This is a genomic window from Streptomyces sp. NPDC044003, assembly GCF_056435185.1.
The window spans coordinates 850,438-871,082 of sequence record NZ_JBWKFA010000003.1 but is presented as its reverse complement, the minus strand read 5'-3'; the positions used below and the strand labels follow the sequence as shown (position 1 = coordinate 871,082).

Sequence of the window (20,645 nt, the reverse complement as noted above, 5' to 3'; positions counted from 1 at the left end):
CGCCCGGCCCCGGGCAGCCGTGCTCCGCACCGCTGCCGTGCCGTCGCGCGTCCCTGTCGTTCGGAAGGACTCCCATGCCCCGCCCTGCCCTGCACCTGGCCGTCGAGATCGACGGCGACGGCGCCCATCCGGCCGCGTGGCGCCGTGCCGCGCACTCCCCCGGCGAGCTGCTGACCCCGCGTCGGCTCGCCCGGGTCGCGGCCGCCGCCGAGAACGCCGGGTTCACCCTGGTCACCCTTGAGGACTCGATCCTGCCGCCCGGCAACGGGTCCGCCACCGAGTCCGGTCCCGTGGGACGGATCGGCTCGGTGGAGCGGGCGGCGTTCGCGGCCGCGTCGACGAGCGTCCTCGGCATCGCGCCGGTCGTGGCGACCACGTACGCCGAGCCGTTCCACATCTCCTCGCAGCTCTCCACGCTCGACCACGTCTCGGCCGGCCGGGCCGGCTGGGTGGTCGGGGTCGAGGAGGACCCCGCCGCCGCCCGCGCCTGGGGGCGCCCGCTCGTCGAGGGCGCCGACGCGCGCGCCCGCGAGGCCCGTGACGGTCTCCGTGTCGTACGGGACCTGTGGGACTCGTGGGAGGACGACGCGGTGATCCGGTCGGTGGCCACCAGCCGCTACCTCGACCGCTCGCGGCTCCACGCCGTCGACTTCACGGGCGAGACGTACTCCGTGAAGGGCCCGTCGATCGTGCCGCGCCCGCCGCAGGGCCGGCCCGTGGTCCTCGCCCGCGCGGGTCTCGTCCCGGCCGGTCTCGCCGATGTGGCGCTGGTCGGCGGCGCGACACCGGCCGCGGTGGGCGAGGCGGCCGCGGCGGCCGGCACGCCGCTCGCCTTCGCGGAGCTCGAGGTCGCCCTCGACACCCCGGGCGCGACGGCGCGGGAGCGGATCGCCGACCTGGAGCGGTACGCCCCGTGGGACGGCGGCCCGGACCGGCTGCGGTACTCCGGCTCCGCCGCCGGTCTGGTGGACCTCCTGACGGAGCTCGGCGGCCATGTGGACGGGGTGCGGCTGCATCCGCTCGTCCACGACGAGGACCTGGCGGTGCTCTCCCGTCTCGTCCTGCCCGAGCTGTTCGTCCGGCGGATCGCCGCCCGCCCGCTGCCGGGCACCACCCTGCGCACCTCCCTGGGCCTCCCCCGGCCCCTCAGCCGCTTCACGACCGACGGCGCCGCCGCGCTCGTCCGGGAGGAGACCCGATGACCCGCGCCGACCACGACGACGTTCCGCGCCCGGACGCCCGGCTGCACTTCGGTGTCTTCGTCCAGGGCGTCAACCACTGGACGATCTGGTCGGATCCGACCAGCGGTTCCCAGATCGACCCGGCGATCTTCCTGCGGGTGGCCAGGACCGCCGAACGCGGACTCTTCGACGCCTTCTTCCTCGGCGACGGACTACGGCTGCGCGAGTCGGAGGGCGGCATCCACGAGCTGGACGTCGCCGGCCGGCCGGACTCGATCACCCAGCTGTCGGCGCTCGCCGCGGCGACCGAGCGGATCGGTCTCGTCTCCACCTCCAACACCACCTTCAACGAGCCCGGAGACCTCGCCCGGCGGCTCGCCGGGCTCGACCTGCTCTCCGGCGGCCGGGCCGGCTGGAACATGGTGACCACCCACAACGCCTGGACCGGCGAGAACTTCCGGCGGGGCGGCTTCCTCGACCACGCCGACCGCTACCGGCGCGCCGAGGAGTTCCTCTCCGTCGCGCGCGCCGTGTGGAACGGCTGGGCCGAGGGCACGGTCGCCGGTTCCGCCGACGCCCGGTCCTGGTCGGTACCGGGCGCGGTGGGACGCGTACGGACGCGGACCGACCACTTCGATGTCGATCTGGCGCCGACGCTGCCGCGCAGCGCGCAGGGGCATCCGGTGATCTTCCAGGCGGGCGACTCCGGCGAGGGCCGCGACTTCGCGGCCCGCAACGCGGACGTGATCTTCTCCGCGCACGGTGACGACTTCGACGACGCGCTCGCCTTCGCCGAGGACGTGCGGCGCCGGCTGCGGGCGGCCGGGCGGCCCGACGACGCCCTGCGGATCCTGCCGGGCACGGAGATCGTCATCGGGGCCACCGAGAAGGAGGCGGAGGAGAAGGCCCGCTGGGTCCGCCTCCAGCAGGTCACCCCCGCGGTGGCGCTGGGCATCGCGAGCCGGCTGTGGGGATTCGACCTGTCCGGGCGGGACGCGGACGGTCCGCTGCCCGCCGAGGATCCGGTGGTCGCCACGTACGACGGGAAGTTCGGCACGCGCCAGCTGGGCGACACCCTGGACGTGGTGGCCGAGTGGCGGGCGAAGGCCGACGCCAACGGCTGGTCGCTGCGCGAGACGGTCATCGAGCTCGGTCCGCAGCACGGTCACGTCGGCACCCCGGCCGGGCTCGCGGAGAAGTTCGCCCGGTTCGCGCGCCACGGGGCCGTCGACGGCTTCAACATCTCGCCGTACCTGGTGCCGGACGGACTCGACGACATCGTCGAGCTGCTCGTGCCGGAGCTGCAGGAGCGGGGCCTGTACCGGACGGCGTACACGGGGACGACGCTCCGGGAGCATCTGGGGCTCGCGCCGGTGGCGTGACCCGCGGTGGCGGGTGCCCGGAATCCCGGGCATCCGCCACCACCGTCGCCTCAGCCCAGCGGCAGTTCCAGGAAGGCCGGTGCGCCCTCCGGGGAGCTGACGAGGGTCTGCGTCCAGGTGACGGAGGCGTCCCCGTACAGCGGGTCCTTGCTGTCGACGACCAGCATCAGCCGGTGTCCGGCGGCGATGTCGTACGCGGCGGCCTGGAGCCGCCAGGTCACGGTGCGGGCCTCGTCGGGCGTCAGCCCGTACACGTTGAGCGGCTCGTGGGTGATGATCCGGGCCGTGCCGTCCTCGGCGACGTCGAAGAGGTGGGCGATCAGGCAGGCGGAGGCGGCGGTGGAGCGGACGGTGAGGCGCAGGCGCGGAATGCCACGGACGCGACGGCCGGCCGCGCCCTCCCCTGCGGGGGCGAGCGGTGCGGTGGTCCAGACGAGGGCGTGCCGCCGGTCGATCTTGCGGGTGTCGTAGGTCTTGGGGTTCCCGGACCGTTCCGCCTGGCCCGTCTTCATGAGGGCGTCCATGACGGTGGCCTCGGTGTCCACGCCCGCGAGGAACGCGCGGCGCCACCCGGTGACCTCCGAGGGGGCCGTCGTCTCCCCGGCGGGGAGGAGCCGGCCGTCGGTGCCGCCCGCGCCGTCGCCGGTGAGGCCGAACACCTCGACGCCGGTGGTGACCCGGCTCCAGTCGGCGCGGCGCTCCCGGGCGGCCTCTTCGACGATCCGGTTCTCGCCGGTCGGCTCGCCGGTGCCGGGGCCGAGGACCGGTTCGGTGACGTACGTGAACATGACCTGGTTGCAGACCTGCTCCCAGTCCTCCACCCCGTTTCGCTCACCCTTGAGGTGGTGGTCGAGCCAGGCGTACGCCTCGGCCATGGGGACGTTGGTCCTGCCGGGCTCCGTGCCGATGAGCCCCGGCCCCTCGGGGGCTGCGTGGTCGCCGATCCAGAGGTTGAGCCGCTTGGGGACGTCGAGCCCGTCGAAGGTCTCCAGGAGCTGGTTGACGGCGAACAGGCCCTCGTGCCAGGTGTTCGAGAAGAGGGTGGGGGTCTCGTTGTCGTTGGTGAGGTGGAGGTACGACTCGGGGGCGCGCAGCCGGCCCCACTCGACGACCCGGTCGAGGTTCCGGCCTGCGAGGAAGTCGGCGAGGATCTCCCGGTTCGCCTCGTCGAACTTGGTCTCCACCGGGCCTCCGGTGAGCGCGAGGAGGGCCTTCACGGCCGCGAGGTGACGGGTGTCGTGGTCGTGGAGGCTGGTGGCGAGGTTCCCCCAGGTGCTGAGCGCGACGACGGCGGCGACGCGGTCGTCGTGGGCGGCGACGAGCTGGCTGATGCCGGAGCCGTAGGACTCGCCGAGGAAGCCGATCACGCTCGGGGCGAGGTGCTCGACCGCGAAGTCGACGACGGCGGAGCCGTCGGCCCAGTCGTGGGGTCCGGCGACGTCGACGAGGCCCTCGGAGGTGGAAGGCAGTCCGGGGATGCCGAGGCCGCGGGGTGTGTAGGCGAGGACGTGGTAGCCCCTGCGGGCGAGGGCGAGGTAGGACCAGAGGAACAGCGGCCAGCCGAACGGGGTCCAGCCGGCCGGGACGACGACCAGCGGGTGCGGCCCGGGGCCCAGCTGCCGCAGGCTGAAGGCGGAGAGCCGGATGCCGTCCGTGGCCTCGATGCGGTGGTACGCGGGCAGGGCGAGGCCCCGTACCTCCTCGATGTCCGCGGCGAGTTCGGCGGGGAGTTCGCTGTCGCTTCCGCTCAGGAGGGCGGTGGTGAGGGTCTGGCCGAGCCGGACGGCGTCGGGGTCGACCGTTCCGTCGGCGGCCCAGAGGCCGCGGCCGGTCATGCGGGAGGCCTCGGCGGCGGTGAGGCCGGCCGTGATGCCCGGGAAGCCGGGGAATTCCTCGGACGAACCGTTGGCGAAGGGGGTGTCCTGGGGCACGTGCACCCGTTCCTCTCGACTGGGCTGCTGGCTGTCCGCTGCGCGGATGCTCGCAAGCCTCACGTACCGGGAACGGGGCGACCAGAGCGCACGAACGGCGCACAGGACGCGCAACCGGGCGGCAACGACACAAGCCGCCCCGGAGCCCATGTTTGCCAGGGGGCCCTAGGGCGCGTCCGGGAGGTAGCCCGTCGCGGCGCGGGCGTAGGAGTGCAGGGCGGTGATCACTTCCCTGGGTGAACGGCGGCCGGCGAGCACGTCCATCTGGTAGCCGTCCTCCATCGCCACGAAGTTGGCGGCGATCAGGCGGGCCGGGTCCGTCAGGGTGAAGTGGCCCTGGGCCTCGCCGAGCACCAGGATCCCCTGGTAGACGCCGATCTGGCGCTCGGTCAGGACGCTGTCGAGGGCGGCGGCCTTCGGGTCGCGCAGGGCGCGGGGCCAGTACTCGAAGAGCAGCCGGGGCAGCCGGTCCTGGGGACCCGACGCCACTCCGGACGCGATGCAGCTGCGCAGCCTCCCCCGTGCGTCCGCCTCCCGCTCCGCCGCCGCCTCGCGCTCCCGGCAGAACCGTTCGATGGCCTGCTGGAAGGTCTCGTACATGAGGGCGTCGAGGTCCTCGTAGTAGTACAGGACCGCCGCCGGTGTGACCCCGGCCTCGGCGGCGACGTCCTTGAGCCGGAGCCCTTCGAGTCCCCGGCTGAGGAGGGCGCGTGCCGCGGCCTCGCCCAGCTGGGCACGCCGGGCCTCCTGGTCCTTGTTCCGCGCCACCGGGCCCCTCCACCGTCTCGTGAACTAAATCGAAACCAAAAGATACAGCGCCAGGTCTTGACCGCACCACGGCCGATTCCTTAAATCTCCGTTTAACGAATCCGGTGCGTCCGTACGCTTTCCTCAGGAGGCCCTCATGACCAGCGCATCCGACACCCCACCCGCCGCGGCACCACCCGTGGGGAAGGGCCTGCGGGGCGACTCCGTCGGCCTTCTCGCGACGATCGCCCTCGGGCTCGCCTCCGTCGCCCCCGCCTACAGCATCGCGATCACCCTGGGCCTCGTGACCCTCGTGGTGGGCGACCTGGCCCCCGCGGCCCTGCTCCTCGGCTTCGTGCCGATCCTCCTCACGGCCTTCGCCTTCCGGGAGCTCAACAAGCGGATGCCGGACTGCGGCACGACCTTCGTGTGGAACACGAGGGCGTTCGGCCCGGCCGTCGGCTGGGTGGCGGGCGGCTGGACGGTGCTGGTCGCCACCGTCCTCGCGATGACCGCGCTCGCCCAGGTCGGGGCCTCCGCGATCCTCGCCTTCCTCGGGCTCGACGCGGCGGCCGGCAACACCCTCGCCGTGACGGCCCTCGCCGTGGCCCTGATCGCCCTGGTCGCCACCGTCGCCTACCGGGGCATCCAGCTCGCCGCCCACGTGCAGTACGCGATGCTCGGCCTCCAGCTCCTCGCGATGCTCGCCTTCGGCGTCGCCGCGTTCGCCCGGGACGGCGCCGCCGCCCCGTCCCTGGGCTGGGTCTCCCCCTTCGCCTTCGACGACTTCGGCTCCTTCGCCGAGGCGGTGCTCCTCTGCCTCTTCATCTACTGGGGCTGGGACGCCCTGATCACCTTCAACGAGGAGACCGTCGACAGTGACCGCACCCCCGGCAGGGCCGCGGTCGCCTCGACCCTGATCCTGCTCGTCACCTACCTCTTCACCGCGTTCGCCGCGATCTCCTTCGCCGGGACCGGCACCGCAGGCCTCGGACTCGGCAACGAGGAGACCGCCGCCGACGTCCTCACCCACCTCGCCCCCACCGTCCTCGGCGGCGCCGCGAGCCGGGTCGTCACGCTCGCCATCGCCGTCTCGGCCGTGGGCGCCCTGCTGACCTGTGCGGGCTCCAGCCCTCGGAGCACGCTCTCGATGAGCGCGCACGGCGCCCTGCCCGCCGCCTTCGGACGCATGCACCCCCGCTTCCGCACGCCCGCCTTCGGCACGGTGTTCTTCGGCGTCGCGGCCGCCGTCACCCTGGTCCTGCTCACCCTCGTCTCCGCCGACTTCCTCGGCGACGCCATCCTGTCGATCGGCCTTCTGATCGCCTTCTACTACGGCGTCACCGGCTTCGCCTGCGCCTGGCACTTCCGCCGGCAGCTGCGGAACTCCCCGCGCGACCTGCTGGTCAAGGGCGTCCTCCCGGCGACCGGCGGTCTGATGATGCTGGCGGCGTTCGTCCGCAGCGCCTACGACATGGCCGACCCGGACTACGGCTCCACGTCCGTCGGCGGAGTCGGCGGGGTCTTCCTCCTCGGCGTCGGCTCGATCGTCCTCGGAGGCCTCGTGATGCTGCTCGTCCGCACCCGCCACCGCCGCTTCTTCCAGGACGGCCGCGCGGCCGTCACCACCCTGTCCGTCACGGAGAACTGAGCCCCATGCGCACCCTCGCCATCGCCGCCGTCCAGACCACCCCCGTCGCCCATGACCCGAAGGCCAGCTGGGAACGGTTCGCCGACCAGGTCCGCGCGGTACGCGGTACCTTCCCGCACGTCCAGCTCGTCGTCGTCCCGGAGCTGCTCCTCTCCGCGGAGGCACCGCTGCTCCAGGCCCGGGTGGAGTGGATGCGGGAGGCCGCCGTACCGGTCCCCGGACCGCTGACGGACCGGCTCTGCGCCCTGGCCCGCGAGACCGGCCTCTGGCTGGTCCCGGGAAGCGTCTACGAGCAGGGCGACGACGGCCACGTCTACAACACCGCCCTCGCCGTCTCCCCCGAGGGCGAGATCGCCGCCCGCTACCGCAAGGTCTTCCCCTGGCAGCCGTACGAGCAGACGCGCCCCGGCAGCGAGTTCGTCGTCTTCGACCTGCCCGGTATCGGCCGCGCGGGCCTCGCGATCTGCTACGACGGTTCGTTCCCGGAGACGGCGCGACAGCTGGCCTGGCTGGGCGCCGAGGTGATCATCCAGCCGACGCTGACCACCACCCGCGACCGCGAGATGGAGCTCGTCTGCGCCCGGGCCAACGCCTGGACGAACCAGCTCTACGTCGTCAACGTCAACGCCGCCGACCCGGCCGGGGTCGGCGCCAGCGTCATCGTCGACCCGGAGGGAACGATCCGCCAGCAGGCGGGCACCGGCGAGGAGGTCCTCGTCGACGTCCTCGACCTCGACACCGTCACGCGCGTGCGTACGTACGGCTCCGCCGGCATCAACCGGCCCTGGGACCAGCTCGCCCGCTACGGCGACCGGATCGCACTGCCCATGTACGGCGGTACGTTCCGGCCGGTGCCGGCACGCGACAGGGCCTAGGGAGTTCGGGGCGGGCGGACCACGACGACGGCGGCGACGTCGTCGTCGAGGCCGTCCGCTCCGTACGCGGCGAGGTCGCGGTGGAGGAGCGCGGGCAGCTCCGCGGCCGGCTCCCTGGCCCAGCCGCGCAGGCGCAGCTCCAGCGGGTAGAAGGTGCCGGCCCGGTCGCGGGTCTCGCTGACGCCGTCGGTGTAGAGGAGCAGCCGGTCCCCGGGCCCGAAGGGCACCTCCTCGATCCGGTGGTGGTTCTCGGCGAGGCCCGCGAGGTTGACGGGCAGTGAGGGGTCGGCGAAGTGGACGGGCTCGACGCCGGTCGCGCGCTGGAGCAGCGGGGCGGGGTGGCCGCAGCTGAGGAGCCGTGCGATGTCCCGGCCGTCGGGGAGTTCCACGAGGAGGACGGTGGCGAAGCGTTCGGCGGCATCGGAGTCCGGGTCCCAGGCCCCGTAGCGGGCGAGGCCCTCGTCGAGCTGGTCGGCGAGGGCCGCCAGGTCAGGGGCGTCGTTGACGGCGGCACGGAACGAGCCGAGCAGCACGGACGCGGTCTCGACGGCGCCGAGGCCCTTGCCCTGGACGTCGCCGAGCATGACTCGCACGGCGCCGGGGACCTTGACGGCCTCGTAGAAGTCGCCGCCGATCCTCGCCTTGGCCGCGGCGGCGACGTACAGCAGGTGCAGTTCGAAGCGGCCGAGGTGCTCGGGCAGCGGGCGCAGGACGACCCGCTGGACGACCTCGGCGACGGCGGTGACCTCGCGCAGGTCCCGCTCGTAGCGGGTCCGCACCCGGCTGACCCACGCGGAGGCGGCGGTCACGACGGCGATGACGGCCTCGCTGGCGAGGAGCTCGGAGGCGAATCCCTCGCCCCTGCTGAAGCTGAGGAGTGCGCGGACGCCCATCGCGGTCAGTCCGATGGCGATGGTCTCGCGCACGTTCCAGGTGACGGCGGCGAGCGCGGGTGCGGCGACGAGGAGACGGTCGAAACGCTCCCGGTCCGGGGTGACGAGGTCGGCGACGACCGTCAGGACCAGGACCAGGAAGGGCAGGGCGCGACCGAGGTTGAACTGGGTGCGCGCCGCCGTGCCGGGAGGGCGGCGGCGACCGGCTGCGGGCATCTCATGATCGTACGCAGGGCGGTGAGCCGGGCTCCGGTAGCGACGCCTCCGGGCGTGTTCCCCGGCGGGGCGCGGCGCGGGGCAGGGCGAGGGCGGCCGGGATTGCGAGCGCGGCGATCGCCGCCAGGGCCGGGAGGGCGGCTCCCCGAGCGGGTACGAAGCCGCCGTCCGGGACCAGGGCGAGTAGGAGGGTCGCGGTGGCGACGCCGAGCGCCGGGCCGACGTTCATCGCGGTCTGCTGGAGGCCGCCGGCGACCCCCGCGTGTCCCTCGGGGGCGCGGTGCACGACGACGGAGGTCGCGGTGACCATGAGGGTGACGAACCCGGCCCCGAGGAGTGCGGAGGCGATACCGACGGAGGCCGCGCCGGCCGTCGCGTCGAGCCGGGCGAGCCCCAGGACCCCGAGTGCGAGCAGCGCGGCGCCCGCCGTCGCCGTCCGCCGGGGTCCGAAGCGTCGCTGGAGCCGCGGGCAGAGCGGCGCGCCGAGGACCATGAGGGCGGCGAGGGGCAGGACGCGCAGCGCGCAGCCGAGGGGGTCGATGCCCTGGACGTCCTGGAGGAAGTACGTCGTGACGAAGAGCGCGCCGAAGAGGGCCGCCGAGGCCGCGAGGAGCGCGGCGAGCCCCGCGACGACCGGAACGCTCCGGAGGAGCGCCGGGGGCAGCAGGGGGTGCGCGGCGCGCCGCTCGTGCCGTGCGAAGACCGCCCCGGCGCCGAGAGCCGCGGCGCAGGCGAGGACGGCGGCGCCGGTGCCGCCGGGCCGGGAGGCCGCGTCGAGCCCGTGCACGAGCAGTCCGAGCGTGGCGGCGAGCAGGAGGGCGCCGAGGGGGTCGAGCGCGGCGAGGCGGGAGGGGGTGGCGGGGCCGGATGCCGGGCGGTCGGGGAAATCCGTCGGTCGGTGGTCCGGTGAGACGCGGTGGTCCTGCGCGGCCGGGTGGTCCGGTGAGACGGGGTGGTCCTGCGCGGCCGCCGGGTGGTCCGGTGACTTCAGGGCCAGCAGGCCGATCGCGAGGGTCGGGGGGACGCCCAGCAGGAAGACCGCGCGCCAGCCGTACGAGGAGACGAGGGCGCCGCCGACGAGGGGGCCGGCCGCGGCGGCGAGGCCGATGGCGGCGGTGCGCACGGCGATCGGGGTCGCGAGCCGTTCGGGCGGGTAAGCGGTGCGCAGCATGCCGAGGGTGGCGGGCTGGAGAAGAGCCCCGCAGACGCCCTGGAGCACGCGCAGCGCGATGACGGTGCCGATGCCGGGGGCCAGGGCGATCCCGGTGGAGGCGGCGGCGAAGCCGAGGGCGCCGACGGCGAACACCCTGCGGTGGCCGTGACGGTCGCCGAGACGGCCCGCGAAGACCAGGAGGCTCGCGACGGCGACGAGGTAGCCGGTGCTGGTCCACTGCACCTGCCCCACGCGGGCGTGCAGGTCGTGCTGGAGGGCGGGCTGGGCGACGGTCAGGACCGTGCCGTCGAGGGCGACGACGGCGGCACCGACGACGCTGCAGACGAGGGTGCGGTTCACGGGGCGGGCTCCTCGGGGCCGAGATGGGCGTCGAGCGCGGCCGACAGGAGGGGGCCCGGGTCGTCGCCGCCGGTGGCGAGCCGGAGGCTGCCCCAGTGCCAGAGCTGGGCGATGCCGTGCAGGTTGGCCCAGAGGGCGCCGGCGAGGAGGACGGGGTCGGCGTCCGGGCGGACCCGGGCGACGAGTGCGGTGAGGTGGGCGAAGAGCGGCAGGCTGGTCTCGCGCAGCCCGAGCCGGCCGCTCTCCAGGAGGTCGTGCCGGAACATCAGCTCGTACATGCCGCGCCGGGTGCCGGCGTAGTCGAGGTAGACGTGGGCGAGGGCCTCGATCCGCTCGCGGGCCGGGGCTCCTTCGGGGTCCTCCTCGGCGACGCGCGCGGCCAGTTCGGCGAAGCCCTGGCGGGCGATCGCGGACAGCAGGTCCAGGTGGGCCGGGAAGTACCGCCGGGGGGCTCCGTGGGAGACGCCGGCGCGGCGCGCGATCTCGCGCAGGGAGAGGGCCTGGGCGCCCTCGGTGTTCACCAGCTCGACGCCGACCCGGACGAGCCGGTCGCGCAGCCCGTCCGCGGTCTCGGCCTCGGGGCCGTTCTCATGCAGGGTCATAGACACTGTCTACCAAGATCGAGTAGACAGTGTCTACCCATCCGTGCGCCCTGATCCGTTACACTCGGCGGCAGCGAAGGGGAGTAGCCCCGCGAACCGGTCGTCGACACACTGGAACCCCCGGGTTCCCGGTGACCGGGTCCGCGTACGACGCGGACGGGCGAGACCTTCGGCCAGGCAACAGCCACGTCCGCGTTCCCGTGGGCGTGGTCCGTCATGCCGGGCCGAGTGGTCCTCCCGTCGCCCACCGAGGTGTCGTGCGGAGCCACGGGGCCCGGACCGAGCAGAGAGCCCCGGTATGCACCTCGACCCCTTGGCGATCCTCACCGCCTTCGGGCTGATCTTCCTCGCCGAGCTTCCCGACAAGACGATGTTCGCGTCCCTCGCCATGGGCACGCGCATGCGTCCGCTGTACGTGTGGATCGGCACCTCCACCGCCTTCCTGGCCCACGTCGCCATCGCGGTGGGCGCCGGCAGCCTGCTCGGGCTGCTGCCGGGCTGGACGGTCAAGCTGGTCTCGGCCCTGATGTTCGGCTTCGGCGCGTTCATGCTGCTGCGTGGCGGGGGCGACGACGACGAGGCCGACGAGGGCGGCCGCACGGTCAGCGGCTTCTGGCCCGTCTTCTCGACCGCCTTCATGGCCGTCTTCATCAGCGAGTGGGGCGACCTGACCCAGATCACCACCGCCAACCTGGCCGCCACCAACGGCACCTGGTCGACGGCGATCGGCTCCTTCGCCGCTCTGACGACCGTCTCCGCCCTCGCCCTGATCGCGGGCCGCTTCATCGCCAAGCGCGTCCCCCTCAAGACCGTGCAGCGCATCGGCGGCATCTGCATGGCGGGGCTCGCGATCTGGTCCCTGACCGAGGTCTTCACCGGCTGAGCACACCGCCGCTCCGGCGCACGCCCCCTCCCGCTCCGGGAGGGGGCGTGCGCCGTTCCGGGCCCGGTGGAATCATGCGCAGCATGGCCACCACCTCCGAACCGGCCGACCGCCTCGCGGCGTTCGGGAACCAACTCGTCGACGTGCACCTCTGGCTCCGCGAGGAGCTCGCCCGCCTCCGCGAGGAGCTGGACTCCTTCCTCTCCGGCGGCGGCGCCCGCCCCCGCAACCTGCGCGCGCACTGCCTCGCCTTCTGCTCCGCGCTCACCCGCCACCACACCGCCGAGGACCGGGGCGTCTTCCCCGTCCTCGCCGAGACGTATCCGGCGCTGCGGCCCGTGCTCGACGAACTGGCCCGCGACCACGTGCAGGTGGAGGAGATCCTGGTCCGCCTCCAGGAACTCCTCGACACCCTCCCGGCCGAGCCGGGGACCGACCCGGACCCGGCGGAGGTACGGCGGGTGCGCGGCGAGCTGGACGGTCTCGTCGCGCTGGTGGAGTCGCACTTCACGTACGAGGAGAAGAAGCTCGTCACGGCGCTCAACGAGCTCGGCACCCCGCTGCCGGACGACTTCGCGCTCCGCGACCTGACCGGCGGCTGACACGCGGCGTCCCCGGGCGGGCGCCCCCGCCCGGCCTCTTGATGAAGCAGTGAATCACTGCTTCACTCCTTCCATGCCCTACCGACGCACCCCCGCCGTCCAGGCCCGGCTCGACGCCCAGCGCGTCTCGGTCGTCGACGCGGCCCTCGGGCTGCTCGCCGAGCAGGGGTACGCGGGCTGCACGATGGCCGCCGTCGCCGCGCGCGCCGGGATCGCCACGGGCAGCGTGTACCGCCACTTCCCGAGCAAGGCGGAACTCGCCGTCGAGCTGTTCAGGACCGTGGTGAGCCGGGAGGTCGCGGCCGTCTCCGAGGCGGCCGGGCACCCCGGGCACGGTTCGGCGGCCGAGCGGGTGGTCGCCGTGATCGAGACCTTCGCCCAGCGCGCCCTGAAGTCGCCGCGCCTCGCCTACGCCCTGCTCGCCGAACCGGTCGACCCGGCCGTGGACGCGGAGCGGCTCGTCTTCCGGCGCGCGTTCCGGGACGTGTTCGCCGCGCGCGTCGAGGAGGGCGTGCGCTCGGGCGAGCTGCCACCCCAGGACCCGGCCCTGACGGCCTCGGCGCTGGTCGGCGCGGGCGCCGAGGCGCTCGTCGGGCCGCTGGCGGAAGGGGCCGTCGGGCCCGAGACCGTACCCGCACTCGTCACCTTCACCCTGCGAGCACTGGGAGTTCACGATGCCGACCACGCATGAGGTCACCAACCAGGCACCACCGCTGACCGGTTACGACGTCTCCGCCGACCCCGCGCTCCTGGAGGCGCTGCGCCGCGAGGGCGCGGGCTGGGCCGAGGCCGAGGTCCGCGAGCTCGGGGCGCGGGCGGGCGGCGAGGAGGCCCAGGAGTGGGGGCGGCTCGCCGAGCGCCACTCCCCCGTCCTGCACACCCACGACCGGTACGGCCACCGGATCGACGAGGTCGAGTTCCACCCGCACTGGCACGAGCTGATGGACACGGCCGTCCGGCACGGTCTGCACGGCGCGCCTTGGCGGGACGAGCGGCCGGGCGCGCATGTGGCGCGCGCGGCCAAGGTGTTCGTGTGGGGTCAGGCCGACGCGGGGCACCTGTGCCCGGTCTCCATGACGTACGCGGCGGTGCCCGCGCTGCGCGTCCAGCCGGAGCTCGCCGAGGTGTACGAGCCGCTGCTCACCTCCTCCTCGTACGACTTCGGGCTGCGGGTGCCGACGGAGAAGCGCGGGATCATCGCCGGGATGTCGATGACCGAGAAGCAGGGCGGTTCGGACGTCCGGGCGAACACGACCCGGGCGGTGCCCACGGGCGAGCCAGGTATGTACGCGCTGACCGGCCACAAGTGGTTCACCTCGGCGCCGATGTCGGACGTCTTCCTCACCCTGGCGCAGGCCCCCGGCGGCCTGTCCTGCTTCCTGGTGCCCCGGGTGCTGCCCGACGGCAGCCGCAACGCGATCCGGCTCCAGCGCCTCAAGGACAAGCTGGGCAACCGGTCCAACGCCTCCTCCGAGATCGAGTACGAGGGCGCCCTCGGCCGGCTGGTCGGTGAGGAGGGGCGCGGGGTGGCCACCATCATCCGGATGGTCAACATGACGCGGCTCGACTGCGCCATCAGCTCGGCCTCCGGCATGCGTCTCGGGCTCGTGCAGGCCGTGCACCACGCCACGCACCGCGCGGCGTTCGGGGCGAGGCTCGTGGACCAGCCCCTGATGCGGAACGTCCTCGCCGACCTGGCCGTGGAGGCGGAGGCCGCGACGGTCGCGTCGCTGCGCCTCGCGGGCGCGGTGGACCGGGCGGTGCGCGGTGACGCGGAGGAGGAGCAGCTGCGGCGGCTCGGTCTCGCGGTGACCAAGTACTGGGTGTGCAAGCGGGCCCCCGCGCACGCGGCGGAGGCCCTGGAGTGCCTGGGCGGCAACGGCTACGTCGAGGACTCGGGCCTGCCGAGGCTCTACCGGGAGTCGCCGCTGCCGTCCATCTGGGAGGGCTCAGGGAACGTCGCCGCGCTCGACGTGCTGCGGGCGATGGCCCGTCAGCCGGAGGCGGTGGAGGCGTACTTCGCGGAGGTCGACCGGGGTGCGGGCGCCGACCGGCGGCTCGACACGGCGGTCGCGGGCCTGCGGAAGGACCTCGCGGGGCTCGGCGACCCGGACGCGGTGGCGTACGGGGCACGGCGGCTCGTCGAGCGCCTCGCGCTGGTGCTCCAGGGTTCGCTGCTCGTCCGGCACGGTCACCCGGCGATCGCCGACGCGTTCTGCGCCTCGCGTCTCGACGGCGACCGTGGCCTCGCCTTCGGCACGCTGCCGGCGGGCGTGGACACGGCGGCCATTATCGCGCGCAGTGGCCCGGACGCGGTGGTCGCGCCCGCCTGACCGGTCATGTCGGACAGCCCCCGACCTACTTCGCGCCTAGCGTGACTCCCGTAGGGAAACGAGGGGCACAGGCGAAGGGATCAGGATGTCCGCGCACACCGGCACCACTCCGCAGGGGTACACGACCGTGGCGCCCTGGGTCGTCACCGACGACACGGGGGCCTTCCTCGACTTCGTCACCCAGGCGTTCGGGGGTGAGGAGCTGGCCCGGGTGGCCACCGAGGACGGGGCGATCGGTCACGGTGAGATCCGGGTCGGCGACACCGTCGTGCTGGCCTTCGACCGGCGTGCGGACTGGCCCGTCCTGCCGAGCCTGCTGCGGGTGTTCGTCGCCGACGCGGACGAGGCGTTCGCCCGGGCCACCGCCGCCGGCGCCCATGTCGTGACCCCGCTCGCCGACGACGCCTTCGGGCAGCGTGGCGGGCGGGTCCGCGACCCGTTCGGAAACATCTGGTGGGTGAGCAGCCTCGTCGAGGAGGTCGCCGAGGACGAGATGTGGCGGCGGCTCAAGGACCCGGTGTACGCCGAGACGATGCGGGTGGCCCAGGAGACGCTCGACGCCGAGCTCAGCGGGAGGGACCGGGGGCGCAGCAGTGCCCCGGTGGGTCCGACCGACTGACCGGGCCGGCGCCGTGGGCCGTCCCGGGTGGCAGTCTGGTCGGGCACGGTTCCCAGGGCCAGGGCGTCAGCCGGTACGAGAGGGAGTCCCCGTTGGGCAGCGAGGCGATCCACGGTGAACTGGACGAGCGGGCGGCGAAGGTGTCGGAGCAGGTGGTCGCCTGGCGGCGGCATCTGCACCGGCATCCGGAGCTGTCCAACCGGGAGGTGAACACGGCCCGTCTGGTGGCGGACCATCTGCGGGCCCTGGGCCTCGACGAGGTCCGTACGGGCATCGCGGGGCACGGCGTCGTGGGCGTCCTGCGCGGATCGGCGCCGGGCGGCGAGCGGGTGGCGTCCGGCGGTGGGCGGGTCGTGGCGCTGCGCGCGGACATGGACGCGCTTCCGGTCAAGGACCTCTGCGGGGCGGAGTTCGCCTCCGAGGTGGTGGACGCCGGCTACCCGGGCGGCCCGTTCCCCGTGTCGCATGCCTGTGGGCACGACTGCCACACGGCGATGCTGATCGGTGCGGCCACCGTGCTCGCGGGTGTCCGCGAGCGGCTTCCCGGCACCGTCCTCTTCGTCTTCCAGCCCGCCGAGGAGGGCCCGCCGGTGACGGAGGAGGGCGGGGCGCGGGCGATGGTCGAGGCGGGCGCCTTCGCCGATCCGGTACCGACGATGGCCTTCGGCTTGCATGTGACGCCGTACCCGAAGGGGTACGTGGGGTACAGGGTCGGCAATCAGTACGGTGCGTCCGTCCTGGTCCGCATCGTCGTCACCGGCAGGCAGGTCCACGGCTCCACGCCGTGGGAGGGGATCGACCCGATGCCGGCGGTCGGCGCGGTCCTCACCGGCATCGGCCAGCTGTACCGGCAGGTCTCGGCCTTCGACCCGGTCACGGTGACGATCGGGCACGTCGAGGACGTGGGCCGGTTCAACATCATCGGCCAGACGGTGACCCTGTGGGGGACGGTCCGCTGCGCCGTGGAGTCCGACATGGCCGAGGTCCAGCGGCGGCTGACGACCCTGGCCGAGCACTCGGCTGCGGCGTACGGCGCGACGGCGACGGTGGAGTATCTGCAGCCCGTGCCGCCCGTGCACAACAGCGGGCCGTGGGTGGCGGCCGGGCTGCCGACCCTCCGCCGGGTGGCCGGCACAGAACGCGTGGTGGAGACGGGTGCGACGCTCGGGTACGACGACGTCTCCGAGCTGGTCGGCCGGTTCGGCGGCCTGTACGTGATGCTCGGCGTCCAGGACGCGACGCTGGACGCCTCCGGCCGGCCGGTTCCGGTGGAGGGCGGTCGCGGTCTTGTCACCAACCACAACCCGTCCTTCTACGCGGACGACGACACCCTCGTCACCGGTGTCCGTCTCCACGCGCATGTGGCGTACGACCATCTGACGGGCGACCTGGCCGTTCCGTAGCGAGAGCTTCGACCGCCGCGACGAAGGCCCTGAGCAGGGCGGATTCGGAGGCGGTGGGCCAGACGAGGCCGTATTCGAGGGGCGGGGTGCCGTGCAGGGGGACGTAGGCGACGCCGGGACGGGGGTGGTACCGGGCGCCCCGGCCCGCCCCCGGGGAGGCGCCCCGGCCGGCGGTCACATGGGAGAGGACCTCCTGCCAGGTGCCTGCGACCGGTCCCCGGCCGACGGGGGCGCCGGACGGGGTGCTGCGCGGGTAGTGGTGGTCGGTCCAGTAGCGGGGTACGGCTCCGCCGGGAGCGATCAGGTCGAGGCCCGCGAGGTCTTCCGGGCCGAGGGAGTCGCGGCGGGCCAGCGGGTGTCCGGCGGGCAGGAGCAGGACCCGTTCGTCGGTGACGACGACGGGGCCGGTGGTGAGGTCCGGCTCGTGGACCGGGAAGGCGGCGCACTGGACATCGAGCGTGCCGTCCTGGAGGGAGCGGACCCCGCCGTCGAGCGGCACCTCGCGGACGGTGATCTCGCAGTCGGGATACGAGGCGAGCAGGGCGTCGGCGGCGGCCGTGAGCAGTTCGCCGCCCCAGGGGGTGCCGAAGCCGACGCGCAGCCTCCCGTGGACTCCGCGCCCCGCGGCGGTGGCCCGTTCGAGGGCGGCCCTCATCTGTCGGTAGGCGGGCAGCAGGTCCTCGTACAGGGCCTGGCCGACGGGGGTGAGGCGGACGCTGCGGCTGGTGCGGGCGAAGAGCGGGGTGCCGACGCGGCGCTCCAGCTTCTTGACGGTCTGACTGATCCTGCCGGTGGAGACGCCGAGGAGCTCGGCGGTGCGCCCGAAGTGGAGTTCCTCGGCGAGCGTGAGGAACGCCTCCAGTTCGTATCGTTCGAGCATCGGTTCCGTCCTCGACGTCAGCTGATCGTTGAGTGTGGCTCAACGCCGGTTTCATGATGGCACCTTGATCGGCCGGGGCGGCGGCCGGGAGCCTGGAGGCGTCCCCCTCGCCCGTACGGAAGGCCCTCCGTGGTCCCACGCCCCCTCGCCCCCGCCACCCCCGCCCGGCCCGTGAACGTCCTGCTCCTCGCCGTCGCAGGGGCGGCCACCGTCGCCAACATCTACTTCCCACAGCCGCTGCTCGCCGCCGTGGCGCACGGCCTCCAGGTGTCGGAGCGGACGGCGGGACTGATCGCCTCGGCCGCCCAGATCGGCTACGCGCTCGGCATCCTGCTGCTCGTGCCGCTCGCCGACTCCGCGCGACTGCGCCGCCTCACCTCGGTGCTGCTCGCCCTGACCAGTGCCGCCCTGCTCGTCGCCGCGGCGGCGCCCGACATCGTCACCCTCACCCTCGCGACGCTCGCGCTGTCCACCACGACGGTGCTGCCGCAGATCCTCACCCCGGTGGCGGCGGTGCTCGCGGGCCCCGGGCGGCAGGGACGGGTCGTGGGCCTGGTGGGCCTCGGCCTGACGCTCGGCTCGACGCTGTCCCGTACGGTCTCCGGCGCCGTGGCCGACGCGAGCGGCAGCTGGCGGGTCGCCTATGTGGTGGCGGCCGCGGCGACGGCCACGCTGCTCCTCGTCCTGCCCCGCCGGCTGCCCGAGCGGCTCGGTTCGCGGGGACACACCTCGTACGCCCGTCTCCTGGCCGGGCTCCCCCGGCTCCTCTCGGCCCACCGGGAGCTGCGGATCTCGGCGCTGCTCGGGGCGTGCGTCTTCGCCGCCTTCAGCGTCTTCTGGTCCGTGCTCGCCTTCCATCTGGCGGCGCCGCCGCTCGGGTACGGCCCGGGGGCCGCGGGCCTCTTCGGGGTGCTGACCCTGCCCGCGGCGCTGCTGTCCGCCACGGCCGGGCCGCTGACCGACCGGTACGGGGCGTCCGCGGTGAACGCCGGGGGGCTGGCCTGCGCGGGGCTCGGCCTCGCGGTGGCCGGGCTCGCCCCGTACTCCCCGGCGGCCCTGGTGGCCGGGGCGAACCTGCTGGTGATCGGGGTGAGCTCGTGCCAGGTCGCCAATCAGGCGCGGATCTTCGGGATCGGCCGGGCGGTGGCGGCCCGGGTCAACACGGTCTTCATGCTGGCCACCTTCGGCGGCGGGGCCCTCGGCTCCCTCGCCGGGTCCTGGCTGTACGCGGCGTACGGCTGGCCGGCCGCCCTGCTCGCCGCGGGGGCGTGCGTCACCGTGGGCGGGCTCGTGGTGACGGTCGCGGCGCGACCGGCGGCCCCGAGTTGCGTCCCGGACGTCACACGGGAGGCTGGGGGTATCCGCCCGCGCATCCCGCAGGGAGAGTCATGAAGCTGGACCTCACCGCCCTCGCCGACGAACACCTGGCCGCGGCCCGTACGGCACCGCACGGGCGCAGCGCCCACCGGATCATGCACGACGGGGTGCTGCGGCAGACCGTCATCGCCCTCACCTCGGGCACCTCCCTCGACGAGCACAACGCGCCGCCGGCCGCGAGTCTCCAGGTGCTGCGGGGCCGGGTGAACCTGACCGCCGCCGGGTGGGCGGAGGAACTGCCGGCGGGCACGCTGCGGATGATCCCCAAGGAGCGGCACGGGCTGACGGCCCTGGAGGACGCGGTGGTGCTGCTGACGGCCGTGAACGACTGAGCGCCGAATATTTCGGTGCCATGCGGGCGCGCGGCCGTGCAGACTCGCCCCATGGCAGACATGAGGGCGTTCCAGGACGAGGTGGGCCGCTGGGCGGCCGGTGGTTCCGGCGGAGACACGGCGAGGGACCTGGCCGTCGGCCTGGGGCTGCGGACGGCGGTGCTCCTGGAAGGGCCGAGCGACTTCGCGGCGGTCGAGACGCTGGCCGCGCGGCGCGGCCGGGACCTCGCCGCGGACGGCGTGTGCGTGGTGTCGATGGGCGGGGCGATGAGCGTGGCCCGCTACGCCGAACTGCTCGGACCGCCCGGTCTCGACCTGCGTCTGACAGGCCTGTGCGACGAACGCGAGCGCGGCTTCTACGAGCGGGGGCTGCGGCGGGCCGGAGCGCCGCTGAAGGACTTCTTCGTCTGTGTGGCGGACCTGGAGGACGAACTCATCCGCGCGCTCGGCCCGGCGAGGGTCGAGGAGATCATCCGGGCGGAGGGCGACCTGCGCCCCTGGCAGACCTTCCTCAGCCAGCCCGCCCAGCACGGCCGGCCCCGCGACCAGCAGCTGCGGCGCTTCCTCGGCACGAAGAAGGGCCGCAAGATCCGCTACGGCACCCTCCTGGTGGAGGCCCTCGACACCGACCGGGTACCGATACCGCTCGACGACCTCCTGGCGAGCCTCTGACCACCCCGTACGGTCCGGTGGGCCCCGGCCTCCCGCGCCCAGGGCCCGTCAGAGCGAGGCGTCCAGGTCCTCCGCGTAGTGCTCGATGGCCCGGCGGTACTCGCGTACCGACGGGTCCTCGCTGGTGGCGGCGAGGAGGCGCAGCAGGAGTCGGACCGATGCGTGGTGGTCGCCGGTGTTGTACAGGGCCATCGCGAGGAAGGCGCGGAGCGCTCCGTCCTCGGGGAACTCGTCGGCGGCCCGGGTCAGGAGGGCGACCGCGTCCTCGTGCCGGCCGAGGACCCGGTAGGTGCTCCCGAGGCCGAGGAGGGCGCCGCGCCGGTCGTCCGGGGTGAGCCCGGTGGCGTCGAGGGCGTGCTCGTAGTAGGGCACGGCCTCCGCCTCCAGGCCGAGGACGTCGTGCGCCCAGGCCGTCTGGTACGCGACCTCGGCATCGTCAGGCCACCGAGCGGCGAGCGCGACGAGCCGTTCGCGGGCCTCTTCCTTCCGGCCCTGTTCGCGCAGTGCGACGGCTTCGGCCAGCGGGCCGTTCTTCTCCTCGGGGTAGGTCATG

General features: G+C 74.1%; 20 protein-coding genes. 13 read left to right on the top strand and 7 right to left on the bottom strand.

Translation table 11 applies throughout. The features are described from left to right. The first annotated feature begins 74 nt into the window (after positions 1-74). Positions 75-1,202: an LLM class flavin-dependent oxidoreductase gene (locus tag AC07AW_RS15855; protein ID WP_478816006.1), complete on the top strand. Its 1,128-nt coding sequence runs from the start codon at positions 75-77 to the stop codon at positions 1,200-1,202. Continuing rightward, positions 1,199-2,563, top strand: a complete 1,365-nt coding sequence (locus AC07AW_RS15850; protein ID WP_478816005.1) for an NtaA/DmoA family FMN-dependent monooxygenase — start codon at positions 1,199-1,201, stop codon at positions 2,561-2,563. The genes AC07AW_RS15855 and AC07AW_RS15850 overlap by 4 nt, the downstream gene beginning before the upstream one ends. Before the next feature lie 50 nt (positions 2,564-2,613). On the opposite strand, the gene AC07AW_RS15845 is transcribed toward AC07AW_RS15850, so the two are convergent. Both AC07AW_RS15845 and AC07AW_RS15840 read right to left on the bottom strand, forming a co-directional pair. Then, positions 2,614-4,494: an alpha/beta fold hydrolase gene (locus AC07AW_RS15845; protein ID WP_478816004.1), complete on the bottom strand. Its 1,881-nt coding sequence runs from the start codon at positions 4,492-4,494 to the stop codon at positions 2,614-2,616. A gap of 165 nt (positions 4,495-4,659) precedes the next feature. Continuing rightward, positions 4,660-5,262 carry a TetR/AcrR family transcriptional regulator gene (locus AC07AW_RS15840; RefSeq protein WP_478816003.1) on the bottom strand — a complete coding sequence of 201 codons (603 nt, stop codon included), beginning with the start codon at positions 5,260-5,262 and terminating at the stop codon, positions 4,660-4,662. 136 nt (positions 5,263-5,398) lie between these two features. Here AC07AW_RS15840 and AC07AW_RS15835 point away from each other — a divergent pair, with 136 nt between their 5' ends. Together AC07AW_RS15835 and AC07AW_RS15830 are read left to right on the top strand one after the other, a co-directional pair. After that, on the top strand, positions 5,399-6,892 hold the full coding sequence (locus tag AC07AW_RS15835; protein ID WP_478816002.1) for an APC family permease: 1,494 nt from the start codon (positions 5,399-5,401) through the stop codon (positions 6,890-6,892). A 5-nt stretch (positions 6,893-6,897) separates the two neighbouring features. Then, positions 6,898-7,767 (top strand): carbon-nitrogen hydrolase family protein, encoded by an 870-nt coding sequence (locus AC07AW_RS15830; RefSeq protein WP_478816001.1) that lies wholly within the window; start codon positions 6,898-6,900, stop codon positions 7,765-7,767. On the opposite strand, the gene AC07AW_RS15825 is transcribed toward AC07AW_RS15830, so the two are convergent. The 3 genes from AC07AW_RS15825 to AC07AW_RS15815 are packed head-to-tail and all read right to left on the bottom strand — an operon-like array spanning position 7,764 to position 10,991. Continuing rightward, a complete protein-coding gene (locus AC07AW_RS15825) occupies positions 7,764-8,876 on the bottom strand; it encodes a PP2C family protein-serine/threonine phosphatase (protein ID WP_478816000.1) in 1,113 nt (370 codons plus the stop codon). The genes AC07AW_RS15830 and AC07AW_RS15825 overlap by 4 nt on opposite strands. Position 8,877: 1 nt before the next feature. Then, complete coding sequence (locus AC07AW_RS15820) at positions 8,878-10,389, bottom strand: MFS transporter (protein WP_478815999.1); 1,512 nt, start codon at positions 10,387-10,389, stop codon at positions 8,878-8,880. Continuing rightward, positions 10,386-10,991 (bottom strand): TetR/AcrR family transcriptional regulator, encoded by a 606-nt coding sequence (locus AC07AW_RS15815; protein WP_478815998.1) that lies wholly within the window; start codon positions 10,989-10,991, stop codon positions 10,386-10,388. Before AC07AW_RS15815 ends, AC07AW_RS15820 begins: the two co-directional genes overlap by 4 nt. Positions 10,992-11,289: 298 nt before the next feature. Here AC07AW_RS15815 and AC07AW_RS15810 point away from each other — a divergent pair, with 298 nt between their 5' ends. The 6 genes from AC07AW_RS15810 (at position 11,290) to AC07AW_RS15785 (ending at position 16,831) form a co-directional block, all read left to right on the top strand. Beyond that, positions 11,290-11,874 (top strand): TMEM165/GDT1 family protein, encoded by a 585-nt coding sequence (locus tag AC07AW_RS15810; protein WP_478815997.1) that lies wholly within the window; start codon positions 11,290-11,292, stop codon positions 11,872-11,874. An 83-nt stretch (positions 11,875-11,957) separates the two neighbouring features. Beyond that, complete coding sequence (locus AC07AW_RS15805) at positions 11,958-12,476, top strand: hemerythrin domain-containing protein (RefSeq protein WP_478815996.1); 519 nt, start codon at positions 11,958-11,960, stop codon at positions 12,474-12,476. 73 nt (positions 12,477-12,549) lie between these two features. Continuing rightward, the gene (locus tag AC07AW_RS15800; protein ID WP_478815995.1) at positions 12,550-13,167 is read left to right on the top strand and encodes a TetR family transcriptional regulator; all 618 of its coding nucleotides are present in this window, start codon (positions 12,550-12,552) and stop codon (positions 13,165-13,167) included. Then, positions 13,151-14,809, top strand: a complete 1,659-nt coding sequence (locus AC07AW_RS15795) for an acyl-CoA dehydrogenase family protein (RefSeq protein WP_478815994.1) — start codon at positions 13,151-13,153, stop codon at positions 14,807-14,809. Before AC07AW_RS15800 ends, AC07AW_RS15795 begins: the two co-directional genes overlap by 17 nt. Positions 14,810-14,894: 85 nt before the next feature. Further along, a complete protein-coding gene (locus AC07AW_RS15790; protein ID WP_478815993.1) occupies positions 14,895-15,428 on the top strand; it encodes a VOC family protein in 534 nt (177 codons plus the stop codon). A 92-nt stretch (positions 15,429-15,520) separates the two neighbouring features. Further along, entirely contained in the window at positions 15,521-16,831 is a 1,311-nt protein-coding gene (locus tag AC07AW_RS15785; protein ID WP_478815992.1) for a M20 metallopeptidase family protein, read from the top strand. Here the strand turns inward: AC07AW_RS15785 and AC07AW_RS15780 are convergent. Next, entirely contained in the window at positions 16,764-17,711 is a 948-nt protein-coding gene (locus tag AC07AW_RS15780) for a LysR family transcriptional regulator (RefSeq protein WP_478815991.1), read from the bottom strand. The two genes, AC07AW_RS15785 and AC07AW_RS15780, sit on opposite strands and share 68 nt — an antisense overlap. Before the next feature lie 129 nt (positions 17,712-17,840). Here AC07AW_RS15780 and AC07AW_RS15775 point away from each other — a divergent pair, with 129 nt between their 5' ends. Genes AC07AW_RS15775 through AC07AW_RS15765 form a run of 3 tightly spaced genes read left to right on the top strand, consistent with a single transcriptional unit; the run spans position 17,841 to position 20,092 of the window. Further along, a complete protein-coding gene (locus tag AC07AW_RS15775) occupies positions 17,841-19,103 on the top strand; it encodes an MFS transporter (protein ID WP_478815990.1) in 1,263 nt (420 codons plus the stop codon). Next, a complete protein-coding gene (locus AC07AW_RS15770; RefSeq protein WP_086829565.1) occupies positions 19,100-19,420 on the top strand; it encodes a cupin domain-containing protein in 321 nt (106 codons plus the stop codon). The genes AC07AW_RS15775 and AC07AW_RS15770 overlap by 4 nt, the downstream gene beginning before the upstream one ends. Before the next feature lie 51 nt (positions 19,421-19,471). Then, the gene (locus AC07AW_RS15765) at positions 19,472-20,092 is read left to right on the top strand and encodes a TOPRIM nucleotidyl transferase/hydrolase domain-containing protein (RefSeq protein ID WP_478815989.1); all 621 of its coding nucleotides are present in this window, start codon (positions 19,472-19,474) and stop codon (positions 20,090-20,092) included. A gap of 48 nt (positions 20,093-20,140) precedes the next feature. On the opposite strand, the gene AC07AW_RS15760 is transcribed toward AC07AW_RS15765, so the two are convergent. Further along, positions 20,141-20,644 (bottom strand): tetratricopeptide repeat protein, encoded by a 504-nt coding sequence (locus tag AC07AW_RS15760; protein ID WP_478815988.1) that lies wholly within the window; start codon positions 20,642-20,644, stop codon positions 20,141-20,143. Position 20,645 lies beyond the last annotated feature (1 nt).

What these genes read in the sequence shown, in the direction of transcription:
- AC07AW_RS15770 (WP_086829565.1), top strand. Translation starts at nt 19,100, where the DNA reads ATGAAGCTGGACCTCACCGCCCTCGCCGACGAACACCTGGCCGCGGCC.
- AC07AW_RS15765 (WP_478815989.1), top strand. Translation starts at nt 19,472, where the DNA reads ATGGCAGACATGAGGGCGTTCCAGGACGAGGTGGGCCGCTGGGCGGCC.
- AC07AW_RS15850 (WP_478816005.1), top strand. Translation starts at nt 1,199, where the DNA reads ATGACCCGCGCCGACCACGACGACGTTCCGCGCCCGGACGCCCGGCTG.
- AC07AW_RS15805 (WP_478815996.1), top strand. Translation starts at nt 11,958, where the DNA reads ATGGCCACCACCTCCGAACCGGCCGACCGCCTCGCGGCGTTCGGGAAC.
- AC07AW_RS15815 (WP_478815998.1), bottom strand. Translation starts at nt 10,991, where the DNA reads ATGACCCTGCATGAGAACGGCCCCGAGGCCGAGACCGCGGACGGGCTG.
- AC07AW_RS15800 (WP_478815995.1), top strand. Translation starts at nt 12,550, where the DNA reads ATGCCCTACCGACGCACCCCCGCCGTCCAGGCCCGGCTCGACGCCCAG.
- AC07AW_RS15855 (WP_478816006.1), top strand. Translation starts at nt 75, where the DNA reads ATGCCCCGCCCTGCCCTGCACCTGGCCGTCGAGATCGACGGCGACGGC.
- AC07AW_RS15810 (WP_478815997.1), top strand. Translation starts at nt 11,290, where the DNA reads ATGCACCTCGACCCCTTGGCGATCCTCACCGCCTTCGGGCTGATCTTC.
- AC07AW_RS15760 (WP_478815988.1), bottom strand. Translation starts at nt 20,644, where the DNA reads ATGACCTACCCCGAGGAGAAGAACGGCCCGCTGGCCGAAGCCGTCGCA.
- AC07AW_RS15795 (WP_478815994.1), top strand. Translation starts at nt 13,151, where the DNA reads ATGCCGACCACGCATGAGGTCACCAACCAGGCACCACCGCTGACCGGT.
- AC07AW_RS15835 (WP_478816002.1), top strand. Translation starts at nt 5,399, where the DNA reads ATGACCAGCGCATCCGACACCCCACCCGCCGCGGCACCACCCGTGGGG.
- AC07AW_RS15780 (WP_478815991.1), bottom strand. Translation starts at nt 17,711, where the DNA reads ATGCTCGAACGATACGAACTGGAGGCGTTCCTCACGCTCGCCGAGGAA.
- AC07AW_RS15790 (WP_478815993.1), top strand. Translation starts at nt 14,895, where the DNA reads ATGTCCGCGCACACCGGCACCACTCCGCAGGGGTACACGACCGTGGCG.
- AC07AW_RS15830 (WP_478816001.1), top strand. Translation starts at nt 6,898, where the DNA reads ATGCGCACCCTCGCCATCGCCGCCGTCCAGACCACCCCCGTCGCCCAT.
- AC07AW_RS15825 (WP_478816000.1), bottom strand. Translation starts at nt 8,876, where the DNA reads ATGCCCGCAGCCGGTCGCCGCCGCCCTCCCGGCACGGCGGCGCGCACC.